Here is a 25,453-nt window from a genome sequence, read left to right as displayed (position 1 = left end):
CACAACTCCTTGATCGGGTTAAAATTTTAGAATTTGACTATACATGACCGCATTGCCATCTGCCCAAAAATCATTCAAAACAACATCTAATCGAAACCCTCGCGATTCATAGAAACCGCGACCTTCCTCGTTGTTTTCCTCACAAAACAAATATACCTTCCACAAAGGACGGTCAATTTTCGCAAAGTACTGGCGCATATCTTCAAATGCAGCCTCTAATAACCGAGTCCCCCAACCCTTTCGTCTATTCTCTTCTTCAAAGATACCGAATTCCGTAATCTCGATATTATGTCCTGATCCCACACGCCAAACGCATTCACCAAGGATTGTTCCGTTTTCTTTCAGCAAACGAACCGCACGATAACCCTGAAGATAATCGCTATAATGATCAGGTATATGATTTTGTGCTGGGACTGTATCAATGTACAAAACCTAACCTCACACTCTGACAAAAACCGTTGTGCTATAGGACGTGAATACTATGACTTAACGACCTGTCACTTTAGACCGTCGTCTAAAACCTTGAAAATCGACACAATCAATAACTCGATAGAAGTCATCCGACTCGTCCGTTGACAGCAGGTCAAGTCTCGTCGTTGGCACAAGCCCCTGACAGACATCAATAAGTAGTCTGCCCAACCCAAGCCGCCGGAATTCGCGAGCGACCAGAACCTCGCACAGGTAGGTCGTGATCTGTGTGTCCGTGATTGCCCGTAGAAAACCCACCAACTTCCCACCAGTATCCACAGCAACAAGAGTGGGCCACGAATTCTCCCAAGCGACCAACGTCTCCTTAGGTCTCTGTTCAGGAGTCGTCCACCCCTCGCCACTCGAAAGGGCACACATAGCGTCAAAGTAGTTCGGTGACCACGCTTGAATCCAAAAAGACGCAGGAATATCAAATCGAGCCAAGACTGCATCAAGTTGAGGCTCCAGTCTCCTCCATGCTGGAGTTGTGCTGTGGGTGTTCATTGGTGTTCAAGCTCGCGATAAACTTTCAGCAATGCCTCTTGAATGTTTAGAAACTCAAGATAGCCGGGTGGTAGTGGATATTTTGCGACGTCAAAAGGTTTAAGTGGATTGTCAATTTTCTGTCTGACAAAAGTATAGAGTGCTTTCTGTTCGTCTGTTGCTTCAGTCGCCTGTTCAAACGAAACACCACAATCATTTCGCCATAGGTGAGGATCAACCGCATCAACCATCGCTTGAACCAGTGAGACTCGATTTCCAAACTTTGCGTTCAAGAAAGCAGCCAGTCTTTCAGTCTGACTGTATGGATAACGGACAATATCTTCGTAACCCAGAAAGAGGCGGTGTTGTGCGTCTTCCGTGTGTTGGAGGATTAGCGTCATTATATGCTGCCAACGTAGTAAATTCATTGCAACGAAAGAGATATTGCCTTTCACATTCGGTGGCATAATGAACTTCTGCCATGAGACTGCTGTGTCAAGTGGATTGCGAACTGTGATTATGTAAATCGCGTCGTCCCATATCTGTTTCCAAAACGGCAAAAAATGGCTGAGTGCAGGGTCTTTCCAGAACCAAGGACCTCCGTTGTGCATTTCAGCCATTAGTTCAGTGGCTTTCTTCCTATACACAGGGATAGCAGCTTTTTTCCTCATTCGGTGTTGGAAATCAGGATCCCACCAAGTCGCGCCAGTATCAAAATCCCCTAACTCGGCGAGTAAATCCCACAAAGGTTCGTACTCCCAATACCCTCTGGGGGCGTGCATATCAGCACTATGCAACTTTTCGGGAGGTCCCGCATACGCGCCCCATTTGTGCAACATCTCAGCAACGACAGAAGTCCCACTGCGTTCTACACCCAGTATGATGATAGGACACCTGTCGGGATTGAGCATTCAAAGGTCCTCATACTAAAATGGGTTATGCGATTTCTCTTGCGCGAAACACCCTTCTACTATATCATAACGGTTTACAAAGACAGATTTTATTTTTTCCACCGTTTCCGTTAAAGTATAGCATTTTTCTGAGTTTTCCTATAGCAAAAACCGCACCACTATTGAGGAAAATAACGTGAATTCAAATACCGTTCAGACACTTAACGTCGGCACAGAACTGTTTATCGACGATGCCCTGATTGCTTCTAAACGCGGCGTAAAACGCACGCTGCATCCATGCGTAAAGCACGATGTCTCCGTCCTTAAACCCGATCCTGAAAACCCATGGGAACACGGGGGACCTGACCAGTCAAGACGTGTCCACCTCTACGGCACCACGCTGTACGACGCTGCGTATGGAAAATATCGCATGTGGTACATGTGTCGTATGGGACCGCATTGGCGGTTTGAAGCGAATGAGATTCCCGGACTTTACGTTCCACGTCCCGACCGTAATCCGTCAACATACAGAGGACAAACACACGACGCTTATGGACGGAAGTTTGTCGAAAATGACCGCGGTGATCTCACGTGCTATGCTGAGAGTGACGACGGATTGACATGGACGAAACCGAATCTCGGACTCTTTGAATTCAACGGCAACCCGAACAATAATATCGTGTGGGACCTCCACGGGGCGTGTGTCTTCCGTGATGATGATGAACCGGATTCGCAGAGACGGTATAAGATGATCGGTTTCTGCAGACGGTATCGCAACGTCTTCCTGCTCACGTCCCCGGATGGTATCCGATGGGACGACTCAGATTATTTGGAACCGGTCGCAGATCGGGATAATGAAGGCGCGTTCAATGTTATTTGGGATAAAAAAATAGAGATGTTCCGAGCGTATGCGCTAATCCGTGCGAACGATAAAGATGCCCGACGCATGATCGCATATACCGAAAGCCCGCGCTTAGAGGGACCGTGGAAGCCGCTTGTGCCGATGTTCGGTGCTACTGATGCGGATGACGAAGTTGGCGTGCAGCGGTACGGCGCGGATCGTGCCGAAATCCACAATATGTCTGGCTTTCTTTATCATAACATTTACATCGGTCTCGCTGGGGTGTTGTATGTGACAGGACCGGGTGCAGCGGAGCATGAAATCCCTGTTGACGGACCGATTGACGCGCAACTCGTTTGTAGCCGAGACGGATTTAACTGGGATTACACTGATTCGGACCGGACTCCACTTATTCCACGCGGTGAGCGCGGCACATTTGATTGCGGTATGATTATGGGAACGGCTATTGAACCAATCATCACCGACGATGAAATTCACTGGTATTATACAGGAACGGTTCACACGCACGGTGCCCAGATGAAGGACAGACATAAGGAAATCGGGCTTGCGAAGTGGCGGTTAGACGGTTTTGTTTCGCTTGATGCCGATGCGGAGGGTGGTATTGTTGAAACCGTGCCGTTGCAGATTCCGAACGGAGGGCTTGAGATTAACATCGATGCGAGTGGTGGTCAGGTTAATGTTGAAGTGCTGACAGCCGATGGAAAGGTTCAACCTGGATTTTCGGTTGATGATTGCGTTCCATCGACAACGGACGATGTCCGACATTCGGTGCAATGGAAGTCGGCGACGTTAGCAGATGCAGAACAACCGTTGCGCCTCCGATTTGTGCTGAATCGGGCGAGACTTTATGCTTTTCGCATTTAGTAATCACCCTACCGATTTAAATCTTTCCACCAAAGTTGTAAATCATTCCGATTTCGTGAAAAAAATGTGAATTTTTCAGAAAACTGAAGGTTAAAGGTTCTTATAGAATTCTATCAGGAATTTAAAAAACTTTGACATTCAAGGGCAAAATGTGCCATAATACTTAACATACATAAAATTCCAAAACAGGATCATCAAATGCTTTATCTGCCGCTTACCACGTTGATACATAAAAACCGCCTTTGCACATCAGTTGGTATTGGTGCTGTGCTGTGCGCTATTTCTATGTACCAGACAGGGGTGGGCTTATGAGTAGCAGATAATAGATTTTTGAAGTTACACAATACAACGCCCATCACTGGACATCACAAAATGGAGATTTCGGTGGGGGTGTTTCTTTTTTAAGACGACAACCAAAGGCATTACGTTTGTAAGGAAGAAAAACTCTAAAAGAGGAGGAAAAATGCGTTCCAGAATAGCTTTATTGGTATTGGTAGTGGTTGCAGCAATAAATTTAAACGCCAGAGCCAGCAAAGAAATTAGACCCTTGCTAACACAAGAAACAATCGAAATTGACGGACATCTCAATGAAGAGGCTTGGACAGAGGCACAAGTTATCGACGACTTTACGCAACAATCACCCGATGAAGGGCAACCCATTAGCGAACGCACTGAGGTGCGGATGTTGTACGACACAGAGAAACTTTATATCGGATTTGAATGCTACGACTCCGAACCCGAAAAAGTCGTTGCCAACGAGATGCGGCGCGACGGGCAGCTTTGGCAAAATGATAATGTTTACGTAATGCTCGACACCTATGGCGATAAACGGCAGTGCTTCTTTTTTCGGATGAATGCCCTTGGTGCGATGTCAGATACCGCAGTCACGGATGGTGGGGAGAACCTTAACGGGAGCTGGGATTGTATCTGGGAAGCGGGCGGACAGCGACACGATAAAGGATGGACGGTCGAAATCGCGATTCCCTTTAACCAGCTGCGGTTCAAAAAGAGCGACTCGATGGTATGGGGCGTGAATTTTGGACGGAACATCGCGCGAAAGAACGAAACATCGCAATGGATACAAGTGCCTCGCAGCGAGAGTTGGCCCGGCACCTATCACCCTACCTATCAAGGCAAAGTGATTGGACTCCAAGGCATCACATCGCCATCCTATTTTGATGTCAAACCGTACCTCCTCGGCGGGTTGGCGAGGAATCTCGACGATACAATTTGGAAGCGGACAACCGAAGGCGACCTCGGGCTTGATATGAAATACGGAATAACATCAAACCTGACACTGGACTTGACTGTAAACACCGATTTCGCGCAGGTAGAGGCAGACCAGGAAGAGGTCAACCTCACACGATTCGATCTCTTTTTCCCCGAACGCCGCGAATTTTTTCTTGAGGGCAGCGGACTGTTCGCCTTCGGTGCAGGTATCGGAGATTTCGGTCCACCCCCGTTGTCGGTTTTTTACAGCCGTCGGATCGGTATCGAAAACGAACAACAGGTTCGACTCCTTGGTGGTGGTAAACTCACAGGGAAAGTCGGACCCTACAGTATCGGTGCGCTCAATATGACGACCGATGCTACATCGGACGTACCGTTGACGAATTTCTCTGTGCTAAGAATGCAGCGCGATATACTCAGCGATTCAAGTATGGGTTTCATTCTCACTAACCGACAAAGTGACGTTACCGGCAACTACCATCGCAACGGTGGAGTAGATTTATTTTTTCGACCACACGATCAGTGGCGGATGCGCGCAATGACCGTCGGCAGTTGGTCTCCAGAGCCCGACGAAAGCGATTTCGCATGGTATCTCTCAAATGATTGGCGCAACGACCAATTCCGCATTAACGCCTCTTATCTCGACATCGGTCCTGAATTTACAAGCAAAATGGGATTCGTAAATCGGACAGACATCCGCTCGTTGATGTTGAATACCAGTTACGAACGCCAAATCAGACAGTACAGCATACGAGACGTTGGCGCGCTTTTCTCTGGCAGCTATCTGTTGGACCACGATAACAGTCTCATCGGTTGGGACCTATCCACCGGTGGGAGTATGCTCTGGGACTCTGATGACGGATTCAATCTTGATTTCAAACGGGTCTTTGATCGTGTTAACGAACCTTTCACAATCAGTGATGTTGAGATTCCGGCTGGCGATTACGAGATGAACGAGGTCTCGCTCACTGTTTTCACCCAGACCAGCCGTCCGTTTAGCGTATTCGGTGGAATAGACTTTGGGGATTACTTTAACGGCAACCGTGTCGGTTTCGACATAGATAGCCAGTGGCGGATGACCTATCAACTGGCGATCGAAACGCGATACCAGCGCAATTGGATTAAATTGCCTGAAAGCGAACGCTTTACAACAAACGTCATTGGTACCCGCATTAGTTACGCGTTGAACACCCGTTTCTTTACCAAACTGTACGCACAGTGGAATGACGATGCCCAACGTGCGAGCGCGAACTTTTTGATTAATTACATCTATCGTCCCGGTAGCGATTTCTATCTCGTGTACGATCAGGCATGGAACACATCGGAAGGTCTCAACGGACACGAATGGACGGTTTTGAGTAAGTTTACCTATCTATTCAGTCTGTAGGATTTGTAGGTGTGATAGTTACATTGTAGCAGACTTTGTTTATCTTGATATTTCCTGTTTAGACTGCTATAATTGTGAGTGCCAATACGACAATCAACATCAAAAATCAACACTAAAATAGGAGGGAAAGAAATGAGACCCACCACACAAATTGAACTCGAAAATCTATATGACTTGGTAGCCGTAAAGCTGGGTGTTATGAAGCCGGAAGACGTGCGGCGGCTTACCGTCCCAGATGCCCTTGTTGATACCGGTGCGACGGGTCTTTGCTTACCGACTTCTCTCATTGAACAACTCGGTCTCACGCCTATTGAAATGACGCGAGCTCGTGCAGCTACCGGCATTGTTGAGCCCATCCTCTATTCAGAAGTTCAATTTACGATTCTGGGACGCACAAGGTCAATACAAGTTACCGATCTGCCTGAGGGGTCCCCTGTTCTCGTTGGACACATGGTATTGGAACATCTCGATCTCTGTCTTGATATAAAAGAGGGACTTATCTATAATCCCGCACACGATGGCAAATGGATTATAGAAATTCTCTAACAACTGATACGGAAATTTCAAATATGACACAACCAGATAATTTTGCAGAACATAATATTCACTTGGAAACGGAGCGTCTGATACTGAGACCCTTTAAGGAAGCCGATTTTGACATTGCGGTACCTTTTTACAACGAACCTGAGTTTCTGGAAGCAATGGAGGGAGAGCCACCCGACGAACCTATAACAAAGGAATACCTCAAAAGTGCGGGCAAATACATGAGGAAAGATGGATTTCTGTTTGCGATCGTAGAAAAGACGAGCGGCAGAACGATTGGCGAGGTATGTTTACAGTGGATGAACTTGGAACGAGCGAAAATTGAGGGTGAAAAAGTGATGCGGTCACCCATCGGAATCTGGGATAAGACATTGTGGGGTAAAGGCTATGGAAAAGAGGTTATCCGGTGCTTGATGGCGCACGCTTTTGAAAAATTAGGGATTGATCGTTTCTGTCCAGTAGATGTCAACGTTGACAACCCCCGCTCAAAAAGGTTGTGGGAATCGCTTGGATTCACGGTTGTACGAGAAGTGGACGATGGAAAGACGTTGGACTTTGAAATTACACGCGCAGCATACGAAAAATCAACTCAAGGGACACTTGAATAGCGTCCGCAATCAAAGGAACAACCTTATATGTTCAGTAGACAACTCGCCGAGCGTGCAGCGACAAACAATCCGATTCGTGTGGGTATCATTGGTGCCGGGAAATTCGGTGCGGGGTTGGTCGCGCAGCTTTCACAAATGGAAGGTATCGTAGCGAGCGCGATTGCCGACATCAATCTGGCACACGCCACGAACGCATATACTGCCAGCAATGTCCCAGTTGATGAAATCTCACGCGTTCAGGATACGAACACCTTGAACGACACCATCCGCAGTTGGAAACGAGCAATTACTGTGGACGGAATGCATATTATCCAATCGGATCTCATCGATGTCGTTGTCGAAGCAACCGGTATCCCGGAAGTCGGGGCAGAAATGGCTTACCACACCCTGATGCACAAAAAGCATCTCGTGATGGTTAACGTCGAGACAGATGTTACCGTCGGTTCGTTCCTGAGACGCTTGGCGGATAATGCTGGTGTTGTCTATACCCTCGTTGACGGTGACCAGCCCGGTGTGACGATGAACATCGTTGAGTGGGCAAAAACGCTTGGTTTCGAGATTGTCGCTGCGGGGCGAGGCACAGTCTTTTATGATGACGACCGCGCTGGAATACCCGATACCGTTCCGCAACGGTTCGGGTTTAGTGAAGAACTCATTGAACGGCGCACGATTAACTTCAAGATGTTCAACTCGTTCCGAGATGGTTCAAAGGCGCAGATTGAGATGACCTCGTTGGCGAACATGGCTGGACTCCCACCCGATATTCGCGGGATGCACGAACCTTCAGTGAACATTTCCGACATCGCCCAAGTCTTCAGCACAAAAGAAGCAGGCGGCATTTTGAGCCGCCACGGTGTCGTCGAACTCGCAAACAGCATCGCAACCGATGGCAAGACGATGTTAGACGATCCACTTCGGATGGGCGTGTTCGTTGTGATTCGGACGGATCACCCGTTTACACAAGAAGACCTCGCCAGTTACAACCTACATCCGGGTGGCGACGGTCAGAACTACCTTCTCTATCGTCCGTACCACCTTGTAGCCGTTGAAGCTCCAATTTCGATTGCGAAAGCTGCGCTTTACGGACAACCAACGGGGACACCGTTGCCGACACCGGTCGCCGATGTCATAACGGTTGCCAAACGCAACCTGAAAGTCGGAGAGGTGCTTGATGGCAGCGGTGGGTATACCGTTAACGGTCTGATTGAGAAGGCAGAGATTGCGCGTGCTGAGAATCTACTTCCCCTCGGTCTGGCTTATGATGTCAAACTCAAACGCGATATCTCCCAAGGGGAAGCGATCTCTTACGATATGATAGAACTCAACGAGGATTCCTTCGTTCTCAAACTGCGTCGTCTCCAAGACGCGACCGTCTGGTAACCTTTTCGTGCTGGCTCTTCGTCAACTATTCCCAAGGATGCAGCACGACCTTACCGCACTCTCCGGTGGCTTGGAGTTCCCATGCCTGTTGCACGTCACGCATCGGGAAGGTGTGTGTGATAAAGGTGTCTATCTGGTCGGATACAGATTGAATGACCTGCATTAATTTGGGATAATCCCCAAGGTTGTAGTGCCAATTCCCGCGGAGGACAATCCCCTTCCGAATCATATCCCGACTCGCACCGAGCGGAAACTCTCCACCTTCACCGACGAATGTAACCTGTCCCTTCCTGCGTGCTGCATCGACCATTAACCGATGCGCGGCGGACGCACCTGAGCAATCCACAGCTTTGTCAACACCGACCCCATCTGTGAAGTCGAGAATTTGTTCAAGGACATCCGAATCCGTTGGGTTGAACACCGCCTCTGCGCCTAACTTCTTGGCGAGTTCTGCCCGATAGGGATGGCTGTCCACGCCGATGACACGCGCCCCGCGATAGTGTGCGTTGATAATACCGCCTAACCCAACCGGACCTAAGCCGGTAACCATGACGGTATCCAAGGCGTTGACTTGCATCTGTTCCATTGCCCCGAATGTCGGTCCGAGTCCACAACACGCCATTCCTGCGTGTTCATAACTCACACTGTCTGGGATTGGAGACAGCAATTCGTCCATTTTGTGGAGATATTGCGCGTAAGTTGCCGAAGCCGCTTCTGTACCGAGGGTTTCGCTGACGCGACGCGGACTCTGGCAGTGGATATGTTCCCCGACAACACACAGCGAACACTTACCGCAACCGCTCTGAGGTTGCACGACGACGCGGTCTCCGACTTTGACACGACCGGGTTGTGCGACTTCAACGACTTCACCCGCGGCTTCGTGTCCAAAGTGTTCGCCAGTACCTCCGCCTATAAATCCTTTATACTCCGTACACATCGGAACGGCATGAATCTTGACAACGACGACATCCCCAGCTGCCCGAGGATCCGGCTTCTCAACGACACCGCCTTTACCTTCACCAAACATTGCTGCGACCTGCATAAAAACTCTAACAACCCAGGCTTCCCGCATCCCCAAAAGACCGATGGGGTTCTTACCACGGAAAGAAAAGGTGCCTCCTGATAAAAATATTTAGTGGAAATAGGATAACACAGTGGCTATGATCAATCAAGCCTAATTTTAGATTCGGGTTCCCCTGACGCGGCGCGAAATAAGATTCAATGTTATTGCCGCCTTAAAAGGTTAGCTAAAGGTCTATACTCACTATCCTGAGATAATTCCACAGGAACGACGTTTCCGTTACGTTTGAAGAACTTGTATGCCTTTCCAGTAGGTGCAGAGGTGAGAACACGATACTGCTCACCGACGATTTCAATCGCGGCGTTGTTATCACAAGCGATTCCGATGCCCCCGCGTTTTGCGATCATCTCGAAAAAAGAAGGTTCACGCCCTTCAAAATGATAATGCGGACAGTATATTGCATTAATGAACCCGAGTCCTCTGACGCGGATATAGTCCCACTTCGGATTACTCGAGAAAGAGCGAGAATCGCTATGTCCGTATTTAAACCAGCAGATCGCACCAGCACTGAGACCCGATAGCACAGTCCCGCGGGATGCAGCTTCTGTCAACACGGCATCTAATCCCAATCGCCGCCACAGTTTCATCATCCGATAGGTATTCCCGCCCCCAACATAGACGAGGTCTGAGTCCAATACCAATGCGGACATCTCCTCAAACCCTGGCGGATTTTGAGTGAGTGTGAGAATGCGCGTTTGACATCCAAAATGTCCACCGTAATACGCTTCAAAGGTGTCAATGTATCCAGGGGCATCGCTACTGGCAGTTGGAATAAAGAGTGCCTTGGGCTGTGTTTTACCTGTTAATTCAATGATACGCCTGTCAATCGTAGCGGTTTCTTGCTCACTGATTTCCCCGCCACCGACTGCGACGATCTTAGGAACTGTTTTCATCAATCGTCTCCTAAACCTTCTTATCCTTTTATTTCGAGAATAAGAATAATAATAGCAGATTCAACAAACATTGTCAAAAAACCTTCGGAAATTTAACTGCAATTTCATCAACAACTGTGTTAAAATAAAAGCAGAGAAGCATAAACAGTATCCGCAACTTCTTGAGGGGGAAAAATGACATCCGAAAAGAGAGGCTTAACACCTACGCAAAAAGCGTTCTATCAGGAAAACGGGTATCTCGTCCTTGAAAGCGTCTTCTCAGCGGAAGAATGTCAAAGTTTTGTAGCGCACATGGAAGACCTTCACACAGGGCATAAACATCTCGAAGGATTCTTTCAACAGGATAAATATGGGGCTCGTACCTTTAATCAGCATCTATATGACCAACGTGTATTGGACTTGCTGATCGATTCGCGCTTACACAAGCCACTCACAGACTGCTTTGGCGGGGAACCGGAAGGCATCCAGACAATGCACTTTTACGAAGGTTCAGAGCATCCATTCCATCAAGACCAATACTATCTGCCCGACTGCATGTCTGCGTGGATCGCGATGGTCAGTGTTGATGAGAATAACGGTCCCCTCATCGTACAACCGGGTTCACATAAAGGTCAATTAGTTACGAAAAAGGACGTGCCGATGACCTTTCTACCGGGAGAAACCTACGAGCAACAACAGCACAATCGCTATTTTCCAGCAGTCAAACAAGTTTTTGAAGAAAATGGCGTGGATGCGGTTCAAGTTATGGTGAACGCTGGAGATGTGATTCTCTTTGACGGCAAATTAATCCACGGCGGTGCAGAAATTCTGCAGCCCGGTACCCGTAGACATGCGTTAGCGTGCCATTATATCCCTTACGCCTCCGAAAACTGGGAACGCGATTGGCCGCGATTCTCATTTGATGGAAGTCAGCGAATTCATTATGAATAAAATGAGCGTAGCAACTCGTAAAAAAAGCATTGAAAATTGACATATCACAACTTGTATGTTATTCTTAATGACTAACCCCTTAGCAATTTGATAACCCTTTTAGGAGGTGGAACCATGCAGCAAAAAGTCGTGTCTGCTCCAATACCCTTCTATCCCTCTTCAGACGGTAAACCTATGGCAGAAACTGATTGGCATCGTAAATTACTTATGGACCTCCTTCAAATGATTGAACATCACTTTCGGGAACATGATGATGTTTATGTTTCTGGAGATCTGTTAATCTATTACGAAATGGGCGATGCAACGAAATCGGTTGCCCCCGATGTTTTTGTCGTTCGGGGAGTCGCGAAAAAGCAGCGTGGCACCTATCTGACCTGGGAGGAATCTCACACACCCGATTTTGTGATAGAACTTGCAAGTCCGAGCACAGTTCAGCATGATCTAACCCGGAAGAAAGATTTATATGCGTCTGTTCTGAAAGTGCAGGAATATTACATCTATGACCCACGCCATCAAATACAGCCACATTTCATAGGTTTTCATTTGGTTAATGGCGCGTATGAGGAAATTGCATTTGTGAATGAGCGTCTTCCGTCATCGGTGCTGAACTTAGAACTCGGTGAGCGCGATGGGGTGTTGGGCTTGTATGATCCCGCGATAGAGCAGTGGTTGGAACCTCCCCAAGAACGTGCTGAACAGGCTGAAGAACGTGCTGAACAGGAAGCCCTTGCTCGTGAACACGCCGAGTCTGAACTGGCGAAGGCTTTGGCAACGCTTGAACGCCTCCAGGCTGAAGATAGAAACTGACCTCTCACATAGGAGAAAATACAGTGCGATACCAATTGACTTTTTGGATCTGTTTAACCGTCATCATCGGTTATTGCTTTTCAGCAGCTGCACAAGAAGCGGCACAACCTGCAAAGCCTACGGCACAGGCAGCACCCACAGAAAAGAAAAAAGAGTTTGAAGATTTTGCCAAAGTGATTGCGGACAGTAAAAACTACGACGGCTTTTTCAAACTGTACCAAAAAAAAGAAAAACTCTACTGCGAAATTCAGCCATCACAACTGGAGCAGCCTTTTCTATGCATGATTAGCCTTTCGCGCGGCTTAGGAAGAGGATTCCTTATCTCAGGAATGATAATGGACGATTGGCTCCTCGTCTGGCGACGCGTCGGCGACAACGTGCATCTCGTGCGAAAAAATGTACGCTACCGCGCTGAGAAGGGGACACCGACTGCCCAAGCGGTTGACTACAGTTACAGCGATTCCATCCTATTTTCTCTTAAGATTGAAAGTATCCATCCACAACGAAAGAGTCTGTTAGTGGACATTTCTCCGGTCTTTATATCTGATCTGCTACCTCTGGCGCGCAGTATTGCCTCCGACGCACGCTTCGACAAAACGCGTAGCACTTGGGGAACAGTCAAGGCATTTCCAAAGAACGTAGAGTTGAGGGTCGAAGCGGTCTACACATCGCAAAGCTATATAGAAACTGTCCCTGACAGTCGTGGCATCCAGTTGACGCTACACTATAGCCTCGCTGCACTCCCATCGAACAGCTATCAGCCGCGATTGGCTGACGACAGACTCGGGCACTTCATGACAACGATCAAAGATTATTCTGCTCGCGTCAGCGAAGAACCGTTTGCGCGGTACGTCCAACGGTGGCATTTGGAGAAAGCGGATAAAGATGCGAAACTCTCGCCGCCGATGGATCCGATCATTTTCTACATTGAGAAAACAGTGCCACATCGCTTCCGTCCTTATATCCGGCAGGGCATTTTGGAATGGAACAAGGCGTTTGAAAAAATCGGATTTGCCGATGCGATTGAAGCACGGATTCAGCAAGATTACGAAGACTGGGACCCCGAAGACGCGCGGTATAACACGATCCGCTGGGTGGTTGATGCGGGCTTCGCCATTGGTCCCTCTCGTGTGAACCCACTGACAGGGCAAATACTGGATGCCGATATTCTTATCAGCGATGTCTTCATCAGGGGGTGGCAGCGACAATATACGACCTTCTTTGATGAGTTGGAGCATGAGCGCGATCATCCGATGGATCCTGCTTCACGCTATCGGTGCCAGATGGCATCAGGATTGGCACATCAGGTGGGGCTCATGACGAGCGTTTTGCAAGCGCGAGACCTAATTGATGAGGGGGGTGAACTCCCAGAAGAGTTTATCGGGCAAGCTCTCAAAACCTTGACGATGCACGAAGTGGGACATACACTGGGACTGCGTCACAACTTTAAAGCGAGTACGATATTTTCCCTTGACGATCTGAATAAGAAAGAGGGTGAAGCACTTATCGGCTCCGTTATGGAGTACGACGCTGTCAACATCGCTCCTGAAGGCGAGAAACAGGGACATTACTACACACCAACAATTGGGCCTTGGGACCATTGGGTGGTCGAGTATGCCTATAAACCCATTAGTGCAAGCAAACCGGAAGGCGAATTAGAAGAATTGGGCAAAATCGCTTCCCGTTCTGCGATGCCAGAACTCACGTACGCTACGGATGAAGATGCGTCTTGGTATCGCTACCGAGATCTTGATCCATTAGTCAATCGAGGGGACCTCGGTGCCGACCCGCTTGAGTTTGCGAAACGGCGGCGAGAGATTGTCGTCGAACTCTGGGATAAAATCGCAGATAAGGTCACAAAAGAGGGAAAAGGCTATCAACGCGTCAGACAGGCATTTGGAAGGTTGCTTTATGAACACGGCTATACCATGTACCTCGCAAGCCGTTATATCGGTGGACAGTATCACCACCGCGATCACCGCGGCGATGAAAACGGACGTTTACCGTTCGTGCCGGTCCCCGCAGCGAAACAACGCGAAGCACTCGAATTCCTCAAAGAACACGCCCTCTCAGATAGTACTTTCGATTTCCCACCGGATCTGTTGAACAGCCTGGCAATCACCCGTTGGAGCGACTGGGGAGCCGCCAGTTGGAATTCCACACGTTTCGATTATCCCGTCCATGATGTCATTTTGACGAATCAAACCCGTATCTTGGAACGGTTGCTCTATCCGAATGTCCTTGCGCGCGTTCAGGACACAGAACTCAAGTTCCCGAAAGGTGAAGATGCGTTCACACTCCCAGAACTCTTTTCTGGCATTACAGATGCGGTTTGGGTGGACCTTGAACGGAATCTCGGAGAAATGCAGTGGTCGAATACAGAGGCGTTTATCTCCAGTTTCCGGCGCGGTTTGCAACGTGAACACCTCAAGCAACTCATCAAACTGGTGTTGGATGCCGACAGTGGTACACCTGAGGATGCGAGATCGCTTGCACGCCTTCATCTTGAGCAAATCAATACTCGGATACAACAGGTGCTTCAAAATGCGCAAGGAAGACTTGACGATTATAGCGTGGCGCACCTTGAAGAGTCACAAGTTCGAGTTACGAAGGCGTTGGATGCCAACTTCCAAGTCGAGGAACGCTAAAGGATCCTATATTTCCGATTAGGATTTTTATAAAGTCCATATATCTACTGGCGGGGTTGAAACCCCGCCAATCTTCTGATGTATAACCAAGTGTATCGTTCACTAAGGAGAAGAAACGATGCGGCATCTATTGACCTTTTGGATCTGTCTCATCACAATAAGCGGTTACTGTCTTTCAGTATCTGCACAAGAAACAACAGAAAAAAAACAAGAGTTTGCAGATTTCGCAAAAGTGATTGAAGATAGTAAAAACTACGACGGCTTCTTCAAACTATACCAGAAAAAAGAAAAACTCTATTGTGAAATCCAACCCTCACAATTGGATCAGCCTTTTCTATGCATGACCAGTCTTGCACGCGGCTTAGCGAGAGGACGGCTTATCTCAGGAATAATAATGGATGAATGGTTGCTCGTTTGGCGGCGCGTTGGCGATAACGTGCATCTCGTGCGAAAAAATGTGCGATACCGTGCTGAAAAGGGAACACCGACTGCCCAAGCAGTTGACTATAGTTACAGCGACTCTGTATTATTTTCTCTTAAGATTGAAAGTGTACATCCACAACGAAAGAGTCTATTGGTCGATATTTCTCCGGTTTTTATGTCCGATTTGCCGCCACTGGCACGTCGTATTGCCGCTGATGCCCGCTTTGATAAAACACGCAGCACTTGGGGAACAATCAAGGCGTTCCCAAAGAACGTCGAATTGAGAGTCAAAGCGGTCTATACATCGCAAAGTTACATAGAAACCGTCCCCGACAGTCGTGGCATCCAGTTGACGGTGCATTACAGCCTCGCTGCACTTCCATCCAACAACTATCAACCCCGACCGGCTGACGACAGGCTCGGACACTTCATGACAACGATCAAAGACTATTCGGCTCAAGTTAGCGAGGAACCCTTCGCTCGTTACGTCAATCGCTGGCATCTGGAGAAAGCCGACAAGGATGCAAAACTTTCACCCCCAAAAGATCCGATCATCTTCTACATTGAAAAAACCGTACCGCACCGCTTCCGTCCTTACATCCGGCAGGGGATCCTCGAATGGAACAAGGCGTTTGAAAAGGCGGGTTTTGTCGATGCGATTGAAGCACGCATTCAACAGGACTATGAGGACTGGGACCCCGAAGACGCACGGTATAACACGATCCGTTGGGTGGTTGACGCAGGATTCGCCACCGGTCCCTCTCGCGTGAATCCACTGACAGGACAGATACTGGATGCCGACATCCTTATTACCGATGGTTTTATCAGGTCTTGGCGGCGAGAATATACAACGTTCTTTGATGAGTTAGCGCATGAGCGTGATCATCCGATGGACCCATCTTCACAATTTCAGTGTCAGATGGGATCTGGGTTGGTGCATCAGATGGGGTTCATGGCAAGTGTCTTGGATGCGCGGGATCTGACTGGCGAAGGCGGTGAACTCCCAGAAGAGTTTCTCGGAGAGGCACTCAAAGCACTGACGATGCATGAAGTGGGGCATACATTGGGATTGCGCCATAACTTTAAAGCGAGTACAATTTTCTCTCTCGACGACTTGAACAAAAAGAATGGAGAAGCCATCCTCGGTTCTGTCATGGAATACGATGCTGTGAACATCGCACCCGAAGGTGAAAAACAAGGGCATTACTATACGCCGACAATCGGACCCTGGGACTACTGGGTGATTGAATATGCCTATAAACCCACTAATGCGAGCAAGCCAGAAGATGAATTAGAGGCGTTGCGCAAAATCGCTACCCGTGCGCCAACGCCGGAACTGACGTATGCTACAGATAGCGATGCTTATGGGTATCAACATCGAGATATTGACCCATTGGTCAACCGTTGGGACCTCGGCAACGATCCACTTGAATTTGCCAAACAACGTCGTGAGATTGTTGTTGGACTCTGGGATAAGATTGCAAACAAAGTTACAAAAGAAGGCGAAGGCTATCAACGGACCAGGCGGGCTTTCCGTACACTCATTGTTGAACACGGTTATACCATGTACCTCGCAAGTCGTTACATCGGTGGGCAGTACCACCACCGCGATCATCGCGGCGATGAAAATGGACGGTTGCCCTTCGTGCCGGTCCCCGCAGCGAAACAACGCGAAGCACTCGAATTCCTCAAAGAACACGCCCTCTCGGACAAAGCCTTCAATTTCCCGCCGGACTTGCTTAACAGTCTGGCAATCACCCGTTGGAGCGATTGGGGAGCCGCCAGTTGGGATTCCACACGTTTCGATTACCCGGTACATGAGATCATTCTGCGCTATCAAAATCGCATTCTGGAACGCTTGCTCTACCCGAACATTCTCGCACGGATTCAAGACACAGAGTTAAAGTTCCCTAAAGGTGCGGATGCGTTCACACTCCCTGAACTTTTTTCAGGCATTACGGATGCGGTCTGGACTGAATTGGATCGGAATATAGGAGAAAAGCAGTGGTCGAATACGGATGCGTTCATCTCCAGTTTCCGGCGCGGTTTACAACGCGAACATCTCAAGCGGCTTATCAAACTGGTATTAGATGCCGACAGTGGCACACCTGAGGACGCAAGATCCCTCGCCCGTCGCCATCTCGGGCAAATCAACACTCGCATACAGCGCGTGCTCCAAACCGCGCAAGGCAGACTTGACGATTATAGCTTGGCACACCTCCAAGAGTCTCAAGTCCGAATTGCGAAGGCGTTAGATGCCAACTTCCAAGTCGAGAAACGCTAAAGGTGAGCAATAGGAGTGATACATGGAAATACGCCAATATACATCCGATCTGCAAACATTGGTGACACAATTTTACAACCACATAACCTCCAACGTTCCGCATTGCTATCCAGTAGCGGAAGAAGAATTCGCTATCGCGATAAGCCGAGTAACTACCGATAAAGCCGATTTAAAGGGGGATGGACTCGATTCCGAAACCGCCTTTGTGGCAATAGTCAACGGTGTTATCCAAGCGTTTATTCACGTCGGTATTAGTCCATCTCGGGAACATAGGAAAGAAAACTTAGGTGTTATTCGGTTCTTGGGTTATGAACGCGGGGCGCGAGCGGTTGGACAAGCCGTACTTGAAAAGGCGGAAGACTATCTGAAAGCGTTCAACGTTTCCCAAATTTCCGCTTTCCCTCAAGATTGTCGATATCGTTTCTATCATTTTGGACACGCCTATCTATCGGATGCGCTTGATCAAGTTCAAGGACTCCTTGGATTCAATGGATACCGTCGTTCTGAAGGTGAGGTTTTTTTGGATTGGGAAGACTATTCCGTTACGCCCGTCCCTTCAAGTCTACCAGTAACGCTTTCTATCAACTGGCAGGACGGACGCGGACAGCATCCGAATTGTACCGTGCTTGCCCACCAAGATAGTGAACAAGTTGGAATCTGTGAGTCTATTTGTGGCGGTGAGTTTTCAAGCCATCCGGATGCCCAAGATTGGTTTCATACGGTTTGGCTCGGTGTTGAAGACGATTTTCAAGGGCAAGGTTTAGGGCGTTACCTGCTCCAATACGCGCTGCAAGAGATGAAGAAGATCGGATACCGGCATGCAGCGATTAGTACTGCCTGGGATAACCATCGCGCATTCCTCTTTTACAGCAACTGCGGTTATCGGACTGTGGATTGGACGTATGAATTCATGAAAAACCTCTCGGAAACGCCGACACACAAGTGGTAGTCTATCAGTACGATTTTACTCGCAGCATTTCATTCCCTGTTTTTTGGAAGTGATACGGGACGCGCGCAACCGAGCACGTAATCCCATCTTTTTCAAGTTCGTGGATAACGGGTGATAAGAAAGGGGAAGGGTTGCTGTTGACATCAACGATAGGAAAAATTCTCACCTCGGTTCCGATGCGAAGTAGTTCTCGCACGGCATCAAGGTGAAACGTCAGATCTCTGTTTGCGGAGTAGAAAAAGAGGAAATGTGCGGAGAGTACGAGGTCAAAGTGTCGATCGGGAAAGGATAAATTCGGGAGGGATGCGTTGATATATCGTCCCTGTTGCTTGCCACATTCAAAATCTTGGCAAAATTCGTCCATTGCCTGCATCCTGATTTCCGCTAATTCATCAACAGACGAGAATCTTGTCCAGACAAATTTGTCCTGATTTCGGCGGGCTTGGGCGATGACATCCTCGTGGGTTTCCTGAATGCGTTGGCGCAATTCCGCCTCTGAATATCGATAGATTGGGTCTACGGAGATTATCGGTGTGCCACGTTGGTACATCCGAACATTAAATGAAGCGGGACCGTCGCCTACACCTACGATGTCCAGCGTCAAGTCTTCTTCGGAGAGGTTAAACATGTCAAGGTATTCGTCGAACGACCTACCCCACGGCACGATGTCTTTGTAATGGAAGTTCACTAATACCTCATGCCGTTTGATTAACCATGCTCGAGAGGATACCAAGGATTTTGTCGCACCGTTCAATTGGATACACTGCCATGTCAATGTAAAGTTTCTGCCCTTCCAATTTGAGGAACAACCATTCTGTCCCAGTAGTAGTAGCCCCATAGATGCAAGGAATATTATTGTCTTTCTGGTGATTAAAGTGTTGCGCTGCGATCATTTCAGCAACGCATTGCCCGATGCCAAGCGTTGGATCGGCATTCTTTGCCTCAACAAGCACAACGATAGGTGCTTCTAAATAAAATTGCTCTGGCGACAGACTTATCAAAAAATCGCAAGTGCCTGTTAATCCCTGTTCGGGGTCAACGCTGAAGTCGATACCAGAAAACAGGCTGATACGACGATCGAATTGCTCACGGAGTTCAACGAGAACATTGGTCACAATAAGTTCCGAGCGCGCCTTTTCTGTTCTTATAGCGACCGCCAGCTGCACCTTTTTCTCCAATTCCGCAATAAGTGCCTCGCTCGGTGGCGCGGGTTCTATGTCAGAAAAGATGTTTGCGGATTCGACCGTTTCTAACTGGAATTTCTCCCGGACTGTTTGTAAGGTGAAATTACTATAAGCCATGGGATAATGTCCGTCTTTAATCGGCTGCCCCGATCTCAACCTCCTGCAAAACTGCTGCTGCCCGTTGTGCCAACTCAGTTGTAGTATCCCGCTTGAGTGCCCGATTTAAGTGTAAGATAGCGCGTTCGTCTCCACCTTTTGCCAGTTCTAAAGCTTCCTCAAATCCTTTGTTTCCGTAACTGAAATCTCTTGGGATGACCGTCAAGTCAAGGTCTTTCCAATAATACTGGAACGCATCGGACTCCCAATTCTGATAGACATGTTCCCACGTAAGGGAGTTGAAAATATTCAGGTGCGGTTCAAGCATGTGCTCAGCGATCGGGTCATCGACAGCCTGATAGCGGTTGTCGAGCGACACGCGAAGTCGGTCTTCGGTCAAATTTGGCAGTGCCTTGTGGATCGTCAAAGCCGGGAAAATAAGGGTATCGCCAACTTCATAGTTCGTGGAGTGCCATTCACCCGACAATTCGTCCTCATTAACGCAGAGACTGCCAGCACCGAGCGAAAAGTGGTGTTCCATGACCTTGTTGATCTTATGTGATCCGGGTAGGACTGCTAAGCCACCTAACTCAATCGGACAATCTCCGACGGGTGCCCAACAGGTATAGGTCTGGAAATTGCCTTGGAAGTGGACGAAATCTTGATGGATCGGGGTTGTATGTGCCGTGTACTTCGGGAACCAGAGGCGCGCAATCTTTTGCGGATGCGGTAGCACCTCTCTACCGACAATCTTTTCCACCATATCGACGACTTCGTGCCAGTGACCGGAACGGTGGAACGCTTCTAATTTATAGACTTCATGGTACACGTCTGTATATTCGGGATCGCCTTCGGTACATTGGGTCGAAATATCAGCGATGCCGTCCATCGGGTCGGTCCCCGCGACGAGCCAACCGCCCTTCTGCATTGTCGTTAGCATCTCTCGCCGTAACGCCCAGAGTTTGTCGGGATCTTGTAGGCACTTGAAGAAGAGATACCCTTCTTCTGAGATCCGGTGCCGCAACTCTTCTGGATCGTTCATCGCATCGTTGGATATGCGAAGTTCTTTTATTTTTTCCATCTGAATTTCTCCTCGCATCTATTCGTGTCGGTCTCCGTAGATGGGGTACTTCTCTTTTTTCCGTATTCATAGTATAACACATACAAAAAGAAAAGTTCAATTTTTTGTTAGTTATCGGTTCTTCCTATTTCCCACAAGCCAATCAACAGCGAAGTCCACAATAGTACGTTGTGGCATGAGTTGGCAATTTGCGATGCCGACCTTGCCACGCCGAACTACTTTGCCCGCGTCAGAACGCAAAAAATCTTCACCGAGGCGATGGAAATCTGAATCGTCTACATCAATATCTTCAAAGGTAGTCCAGGTTCTTGAACCTTCTTGCGAGATCGGGGCACCCTCCTGCACAACGCGCTTGGTTGGAAAGTCCGCTCGGTATTCTGCAAGATGTATAGAGGTATTGCTCGAATGCCCGACACCGAGAAGCAGGACAGAACCCTCCAAATCGTAGATTCTGGCAAGCGGTGAATTCTCGCCCATGCCAAACGCCAAGGAGTGGTTGCTTATGATGTAAGATGCTTGGGGCCCACTTGCGCAAAAGGAGCTCTGCGGATGCACACTGCGAAGAACGTTCTTTTGTTTTCGGAAGGTTTCGGCGATTTTGCCCATTGAACGGGTCGGAGTCAAATCGGGATCGTAGGCGGGCAGCGTCTGGCGTATGGTTTGCCACCACGATTCCGGTACAGGGGGGTTTTCCCACTGGCTCGGATCGCTCAGGTCGGTTGAGTGGGTCGGCATTACGAGTGTTCCCACTTCGCCTAAGACTTCCTGAAGTGCGAGGATAACAGCGACAGCACCGCCGCAAACCCATCCCATCGCACTCAAGGATGAGTGGACTAATAAGACCATTCCCCTTTCAATACCGAGTGCTTTAAAATCCACCTGCAGCGACTCAACTGTAGCGAGTGTTTTTGTTTTCTCAACAACCTGACCTTCAGGCATTATTAATCACCTTAACTTATACACTATAAGGTGAGGTTAGGAAACCTCACCAGCGGATAGCGGTAAATTATATCGTCCTATTTGGTTCCTATTGCAAGGATATGCGCACTCATGCCGAGTATCGACGGTTCCGCTTCAATCCTGCGAATTAGATCCAAAACAACAGAACGCATCTCAGGATCTGTCCAATAATCTTTAAACGATTCAAAAAGCCACGCTGGTCCTTCTACAGCAAGCGTCGCTTGATGTTGAAAACCGGCTGCAACCACTTCAGAATTGAGTGCTTCGGGACGGTGAAGATACGCATCTGTGAAGTACTTAAGGTCCTCGGTCAGGTTCTGATGGTAACCCGTTTCAAGGTCGTTTTGAACAATGTCCACGTGAATAGGATTCCTGAATCGACCCTCAAAAAAACTGTCGAGCATGGACGCAAAGCGTGAGATACCGGCAGCAATCATAACCCCACCCTCTTGCAATACGCGGTATGCCTCGCTGAGTACGAGCAACCGCTCGTTCTTATCAATGAGGTGATAAAGCGGTCCCAATAATAGCACAGCATCCGCAGACATAGACGAAAAACGCAGTGCCCGCGCGTCGCCAAGCGATATGCTCACAATTGGGTGTTCGGATTGTTGATTTGATGCTGCTTTCGCCTGCTCAATGTGTGTATCTACAGGATCTACGAGGTGGACCTCGTAGCCCTCCTTTGCTAACCAACAGGCATAGGGTCCCGAACCACCTCCGATGTCCAGGATCACTGCCGGTGGTGCGGGTAGATAGCGTGTGATAATCTCTTGGGTGCGTACGAACTCCAGTTGCCCTTTGACACTAGTTGTAAGTCTGTTTGCCTCTTGTGTCTGTCTATAAAACGAAAGAATCTTATCTGAAAGTTGATACAATTTTTATTCCTTAGTGAAATTAGTTACTGGGTCCGTTTCACCCATGCCCACGTTGTCGCCAACTTATCACCTGGCTCAACAGAAAGTGGCTCAAGGTCAAGATCATTGGTGACATCAATATAATTTGGCTTTCCAAATCCACCCTTGCCATCATTTCCGTTTTTGGTATTATCGTTAGCATCACCCGCATCGAAAGTATAGTGCGCGTTTAGACTCTTTTCATCACCGTTGAGGACTTTCATCATAAATTCATTAATCTCTTCTTCGGTGCGAGCAACTTCCCAGATACGGATTTCATCAATGGCACCTGTACAGAACCAATTTTGACTATCACCGACCCCGATATACAGGGAAGCATCGGTTGCCGCTAATTCCTTTGCTCCAAAAGCTGCGGCCCCCTTCTCTTCGCCATCAATATATGTCCGCATCTCCTTACCATCCCAGACACCCGCGACATGTTGCCATTCGTTCGGCTTCAATCCAGGGACATCAAGGATTTTTGTGCCGGGCCAAAGGACAAATCGTAATCCCGTCCCGTTTTGGACAATCTCTGGAAAAATGTAATCCCTTTGACCGCCCCAGTCCTTTGCAAGACACTCACCGACCGGTTTACTCATGTTCATCCACGCCTCTATCGTTATCGCGGTTTTGGGATTTAAACTGTCGCTGTTTGGCACTTCGATAGCTGTTGCCCCATCTAATTCCAGTGCCAGATTCTGTGCCCCAAGCGTACCAGTAGGCATTATCAAACTCATAATGCAAGTTATAAGAAACAGAACTTTCATGGTCTTCCTCCTGAGTTGTCGATTTCGATTAGCAATCGTTCATTTTGATTCTGGGTTCGGCTTGCGACCTCCGAAGATAGCATGCCCAGCCTTCATCCAGAAAACATCAACATCAACAAATCCGGCTTCATCAAGCCATTTAAGTTGATCAAACAAAGATGACGGTTTATCAATCGAATCTGGGTCGGGTTCGGGTTGTGCGTAATGGTTCCAACCCAGTTCACAAAACTGTTCATATCCTCTCAAATCATCATCCAAATCCAGTGAACGTTGACGCACGGCTTCGTTCCAAGCCTTCGCTGCAAGCCTTTGTCCAAAAGGATCCATCGGCTCAGTCAGATCAGCGATAATGAAACTGCCACCCGGCATCAGGAGCGATGCCATATCTTTGAACAGTGTTTGTTTCTCAACAGCATCTAAGTGATGGATCGCCAGAGAAGATACAATAGCATGGACGGGGACAAGCAATTCGCGCCAATCGCTTGCAGCTAAATCGAAGAGGTGTGTCTTAAAACGCTCTCCATAAGCAGCAAGTGCCTTTTCGGCGTGAGCAAGCATTGTCGGAGAACCGTCTAAACCGTAGACGTGGCATTCAGGAAACCTATCCAACAGTGCCCGCGTAAGGAGTCCAGCACCGCAACAGAGATCGAGAATATAAGTGGGTTTCGATGGAGATGGAATCACTTCACAAATGCAATCAATTTGGATCTCTCGGTCAGGGACGAAGTATTTGCCGTAGTCAATGAAATCTTGGGAATTTTCCTCTGCCCATTGCGGTTTAGTAATAGAATCTTGCATAACATATATCTCTGGGTAACGTTTAAAACTATGATGCCAAGTCGTCAAGCATTTGGCGAATTTTCTGTTCACCACTATCAATAAATAACGGAGCCAATGGACCTCTACCGTGCAGGGTTTGGAGTAGCGTGTCAATTTGTATCATACGTTGTTGTGGTGTGCGGCACTTGCGCCATTTTTTAACGAACTCACGAGCGGGTTGTGGATTCCCAGTCCGTAGGGACCGAACACTTTTGCGCCACTCCTGCCACCTGAAGGCATGTTCACAATTCGGACATTCGAGTTTTTCATCCTTCTTTTTTAGACTCTTTCGGTAATCCCGCCATCGCCGTTTGTAGCCGCAGACGGTACATTCAATATTACCGTGCTGATGGAGTGCGACGCTTTGACATTTGGGACATTGCAACTCAGGATCGGATCGCCAATTTCTGGAGGTTCGCTCCACTGGCGGTGGATCCGGTCTACGGACGAGCTCAAGACAGTGAGGACAGGGTAAGAGGACACGGGTTCTCACCGACTGCTTATAGGCTTCCTGGGACCATGTTTTACCACAGGTGCATCGCAACACAACTTCTTTCTGTAGAACGGCGCGACAATCAAAACATCGCGGGGTGTCTCGGAGGGCTTGACGGCAGTCGCGCCAGAGGAGTCGTCCGGTGCAGTGGGGGCAGTGAAACCAGTGTTCGTGGGTTCCCCCCTCGCCTTTACTAAAGAGCGGGTCAATCCGGCGCGTGATCTTCGTTCTGCATTTTGGACATGGCACACGTCCCTCGCGATAAACATCGGCGACTGTGGCGATGTCTGCACAGCGAGCGTAGAGTTCCCAACCGACATCGTGTAGCAGTGTATCTTCATAGATGCCGAGTCGAGCATATCGGTAAAGTTGACGGATTTTAATGGGTTTGACCCGCGGTGCCCAGTCCATAGTAGGTATTTTCTCT

Annotated in this window: 23 protein-coding genes; 10 read left to right on the top strand and 13 right to left on the bottom strand. The window is 48.4% G+C overall.

Going from position 1 to position 25,453, the window contains the following annotated elements; all coding sequences use genetic code 11:
- Nucleotides 1-18: 18 nt before the first annotated feature.
- From OXN25_06595 to OXN25_06585, 3 genes are read right to left on the bottom strand one after another with little or no spacing between them, the layout of a single operon-like run.
- Complete coding sequence (locus OXN25_06595; protein MDE0424516.1) at nt 19-429, bottom strand: GNAT family N-acetyltransferase; 411 nt, start codon at nt 427-429, stop codon at nt 19-21.
- A gap of 57 nt (nt 430-486) precedes the next feature.
- Nucleotides 487-972, bottom strand: coding sequence for a GNAT family N-acetyltransferase (locus OXN25_06590; protein MDE0424515.1), 486 nt, complete (start codon nt 970-972; stop codon nt 487-489).
- Nucleotides 969-1,862: a sulfotransferase gene (locus OXN25_06585; protein MDE0424514.1), complete on the bottom strand. Its 894-nt coding sequence runs from the start codon at nt 1,860-1,862 to the stop codon at nt 969-971. Before OXN25_06585 ends, OXN25_06590 begins: the two co-directional genes overlap by 4 nt.
- Before the next feature lie 175 nt (nt 1,863-2,037).
- Between OXN25_06585 and OXN25_06580 the strand changes: the two genes are divergently transcribed.
- The 5 genes from OXN25_06580 (at nt 2,038) to OXN25_06560 (ending at nt 8,715) form a co-directional block, all read left to right on the top strand.
- Nucleotides 2,038-3,567, top strand: a complete 1,530-nt coding sequence (locus tag OXN25_06580) for a hypothetical protein (protein MDE0424513.1) — start codon at nt 2,038-2,040, stop codon at nt 3,565-3,567.
- A gap of 463 nt (nt 3,568-4,030) precedes the next feature.
- Complete coding sequence (locus OXN25_06575) at nt 4,031-6,184, top strand: DUF5916 domain-containing protein (GenBank protein ID MDE0424512.1); 2,154 nt, start codon at nt 4,031-4,033, stop codon at nt 6,182-6,184.
- Between the two features lie 132 nt (nt 6,185-6,316).
- Entirely contained in the window at nt 6,317-6,730 is a 414-nt protein-coding gene (locus tag OXN25_06570) for an aspartyl protease family protein (GenBank protein MDE0424511.1), read from the top strand.
- Between the two features lie 23 nt (nt 6,731-6,753).
- On the top strand, nt 6,754-7,335 hold the full coding sequence (locus OXN25_06565; protein ID MDE0424510.1) for a GNAT family N-acetyltransferase: 582 nt from the start codon (nt 6,754-6,756) through the stop codon (nt 7,333-7,335).
- A 27-nt stretch (nt 7,336-7,362) separates the two neighbouring features.
- Nucleotides 7,363-8,715, top strand: a complete 1,353-nt coding sequence (locus tag OXN25_06560; GenBank protein MDE0424509.1) for an NAD(P)-dependent oxidoreductase — start codon at nt 7,363-7,365, stop codon at nt 8,713-8,715.
- 25 nt (nt 8,716-8,740) lie between these two features.
- On the opposite strand, the gene OXN25_06555 is transcribed toward OXN25_06560, so the two are convergent.
- Both OXN25_06555 and OXN25_06550 read right to left on the bottom strand, forming a co-directional pair.
- A complete protein-coding gene (locus OXN25_06555; GenBank protein ID MDE0424508.1) occupies nt 8,741-9,757 on the bottom strand; it encodes a zinc-binding dehydrogenase in 1,017 nt (338 codons plus the stop codon).
- Between the two features lie 182 nt (nt 9,758-9,939).
- On the bottom strand, nt 9,940-10,689 hold the full coding sequence (locus OXN25_06550; GenBank protein ID MDE0424507.1) for a peptidase E: 750 nt from the start codon (nt 10,687-10,689) through the stop codon (nt 9,940-9,942).
- A gap of 174 nt (nt 10,690-10,863) precedes the next feature.
- Here OXN25_06550 and OXN25_06545 point away from each other — a divergent pair, with 174 nt between their 5' ends.
- The 5 genes from OXN25_06545 (at nt 10,864) to OXN25_06525 (ending at nt 18,730) form a co-directional block, all read left to right on the top strand.
- The gene (locus OXN25_06545) at nt 10,864-11,619 is read left to right on the top strand and encodes a phytanoyl-CoA dioxygenase family protein (GenBank protein ID MDE0424506.1); all 756 of its coding nucleotides are present in this window, start codon (nt 10,864-10,866) and stop codon (nt 11,617-11,619) included.
- Between the two features lie 114 nt (nt 11,620-11,733).
- Nucleotides 11,734-12,426 carry a Uma2 family endonuclease gene (locus tag OXN25_06540; GenBank protein MDE0424505.1) on the top strand — a complete coding sequence of 231 codons (693 nt, stop codon included), beginning with the start codon at nt 11,734-11,736 and terminating at the stop codon, nt 12,424-12,426.
- 23 nt (nt 12,427-12,449) lie between these two features.
- The gene (locus OXN25_06535; protein ID MDE0424504.1) at nt 12,450-15,074 is read left to right on the top strand and encodes a zinc-dependent metalloprotease; all 2,625 of its coding nucleotides are present in this window, start codon (nt 12,450-12,452) and stop codon (nt 15,072-15,074) included.
- A gap of 118 nt (nt 15,075-15,192) precedes the next feature.
- Nucleotides 15,193-17,781, top strand: a complete 2,589-nt coding sequence (locus tag OXN25_06530; protein ID MDE0424503.1) for a zinc-dependent metalloprotease — start codon at nt 15,193-15,195, stop codon at nt 17,779-17,781.
- A gap of 22 nt (nt 17,782-17,803) precedes the next feature.
- A complete protein-coding gene (locus OXN25_06525; protein ID MDE0424502.1) occupies nt 17,804-18,730 on the top strand; it encodes a GNAT family N-acetyltransferase in 927 nt (308 codons plus the stop codon).
- Nucleotides 18,731-18,734: 4 nt separating this feature from the next.
- Here OXN25_06525 and OXN25_06520 read toward each other — a convergent pair whose 3' ends face one another.
- The 8 genes from OXN25_06520 to OXN25_06485 all read right to left on the bottom strand — a co-directional run bounded on the left by OXN25_06520 (nt 18,735) and on the right by OXN25_06485 (nt 25,437).
- Entirely contained in the window at nt 18,735-19,418 is a 684-nt protein-coding gene (locus OXN25_06520; GenBank protein MDE0424501.1) for a class I SAM-dependent methyltransferase, read from the bottom strand.
- A gap of 7 nt (nt 19,419-19,425) precedes the next feature.
- Nucleotides 19,426-20,031, bottom strand: coding sequence for a hypothetical protein (locus tag OXN25_06515; GenBank protein MDE0424500.1), 606 nt, complete (start codon nt 20,029-20,031; stop codon nt 19,426-19,428).
- A 16-nt stretch (nt 20,032-20,047) separates the two neighbouring features.
- A complete protein-coding gene (locus OXN25_06510) occupies nt 20,048-21,091 on the bottom strand; it encodes a phytanoyl-CoA dioxygenase family protein (GenBank protein MDE0424499.1) in 1,044 nt (347 codons plus the stop codon).
- A gap of 111 nt (nt 21,092-21,202) precedes the next feature.
- The gene (locus tag OXN25_06505) at nt 21,203-22,030 is read right to left on the bottom strand and encodes an AAC(3) family N-acetyltransferase (GenBank protein MDE0424498.1); all 828 of its coding nucleotides are present in this window, start codon (nt 22,028-22,030) and stop codon (nt 21,203-21,205) included.
- Between the two features lie 77 nt (nt 22,031-22,107).
- Entirely contained in the window at nt 22,108-22,929 is an 822-nt protein-coding gene (locus OXN25_06500; protein MDE0424497.1) for a class I SAM-dependent methyltransferase, read from the bottom strand.
- A gap of 23 nt (nt 22,930-22,952) precedes the next feature.
- Nucleotides 22,953-23,714: a LamG domain-containing protein gene (locus tag OXN25_06495; GenBank protein ID MDE0424496.1), complete on the bottom strand. Its 762-nt coding sequence runs from the start codon at nt 23,712-23,714 to the stop codon at nt 22,953-22,955.
- A gap of 39 nt (nt 23,715-23,753) precedes the next feature.
- Nucleotides 23,754-24,512, bottom strand: a complete 759-nt coding sequence (locus tag OXN25_06490; protein ID MDE0424495.1) for a class I SAM-dependent methyltransferase — start codon at nt 24,510-24,512, stop codon at nt 23,754-23,756.
- Nucleotides 24,513-24,540: 28 nt separating this feature from the next.
- Nucleotides 24,541-25,437 (bottom strand): hypothetical protein, encoded by an 897-nt coding sequence (locus tag OXN25_06485; GenBank protein MDE0424494.1) that lies wholly within the window; start codon nt 25,435-25,437, stop codon nt 24,541-24,543.
- Between the last annotated feature and the right edge of the window lie 16 nt (nt 25,438-25,453).

Source organism: Candidatus Poribacteria bacterium (genome assembly GCA_028820845.1).
In the GTDB taxonomy this organism is placed as follows: domain Bacteria; phylum Poribacteria; class WGA-4E; order WGA-4E; family WGA-3G; genus WGA-3G.
This window is presented reverse-complemented; position numbering and strand designations above follow the sequence as displayed.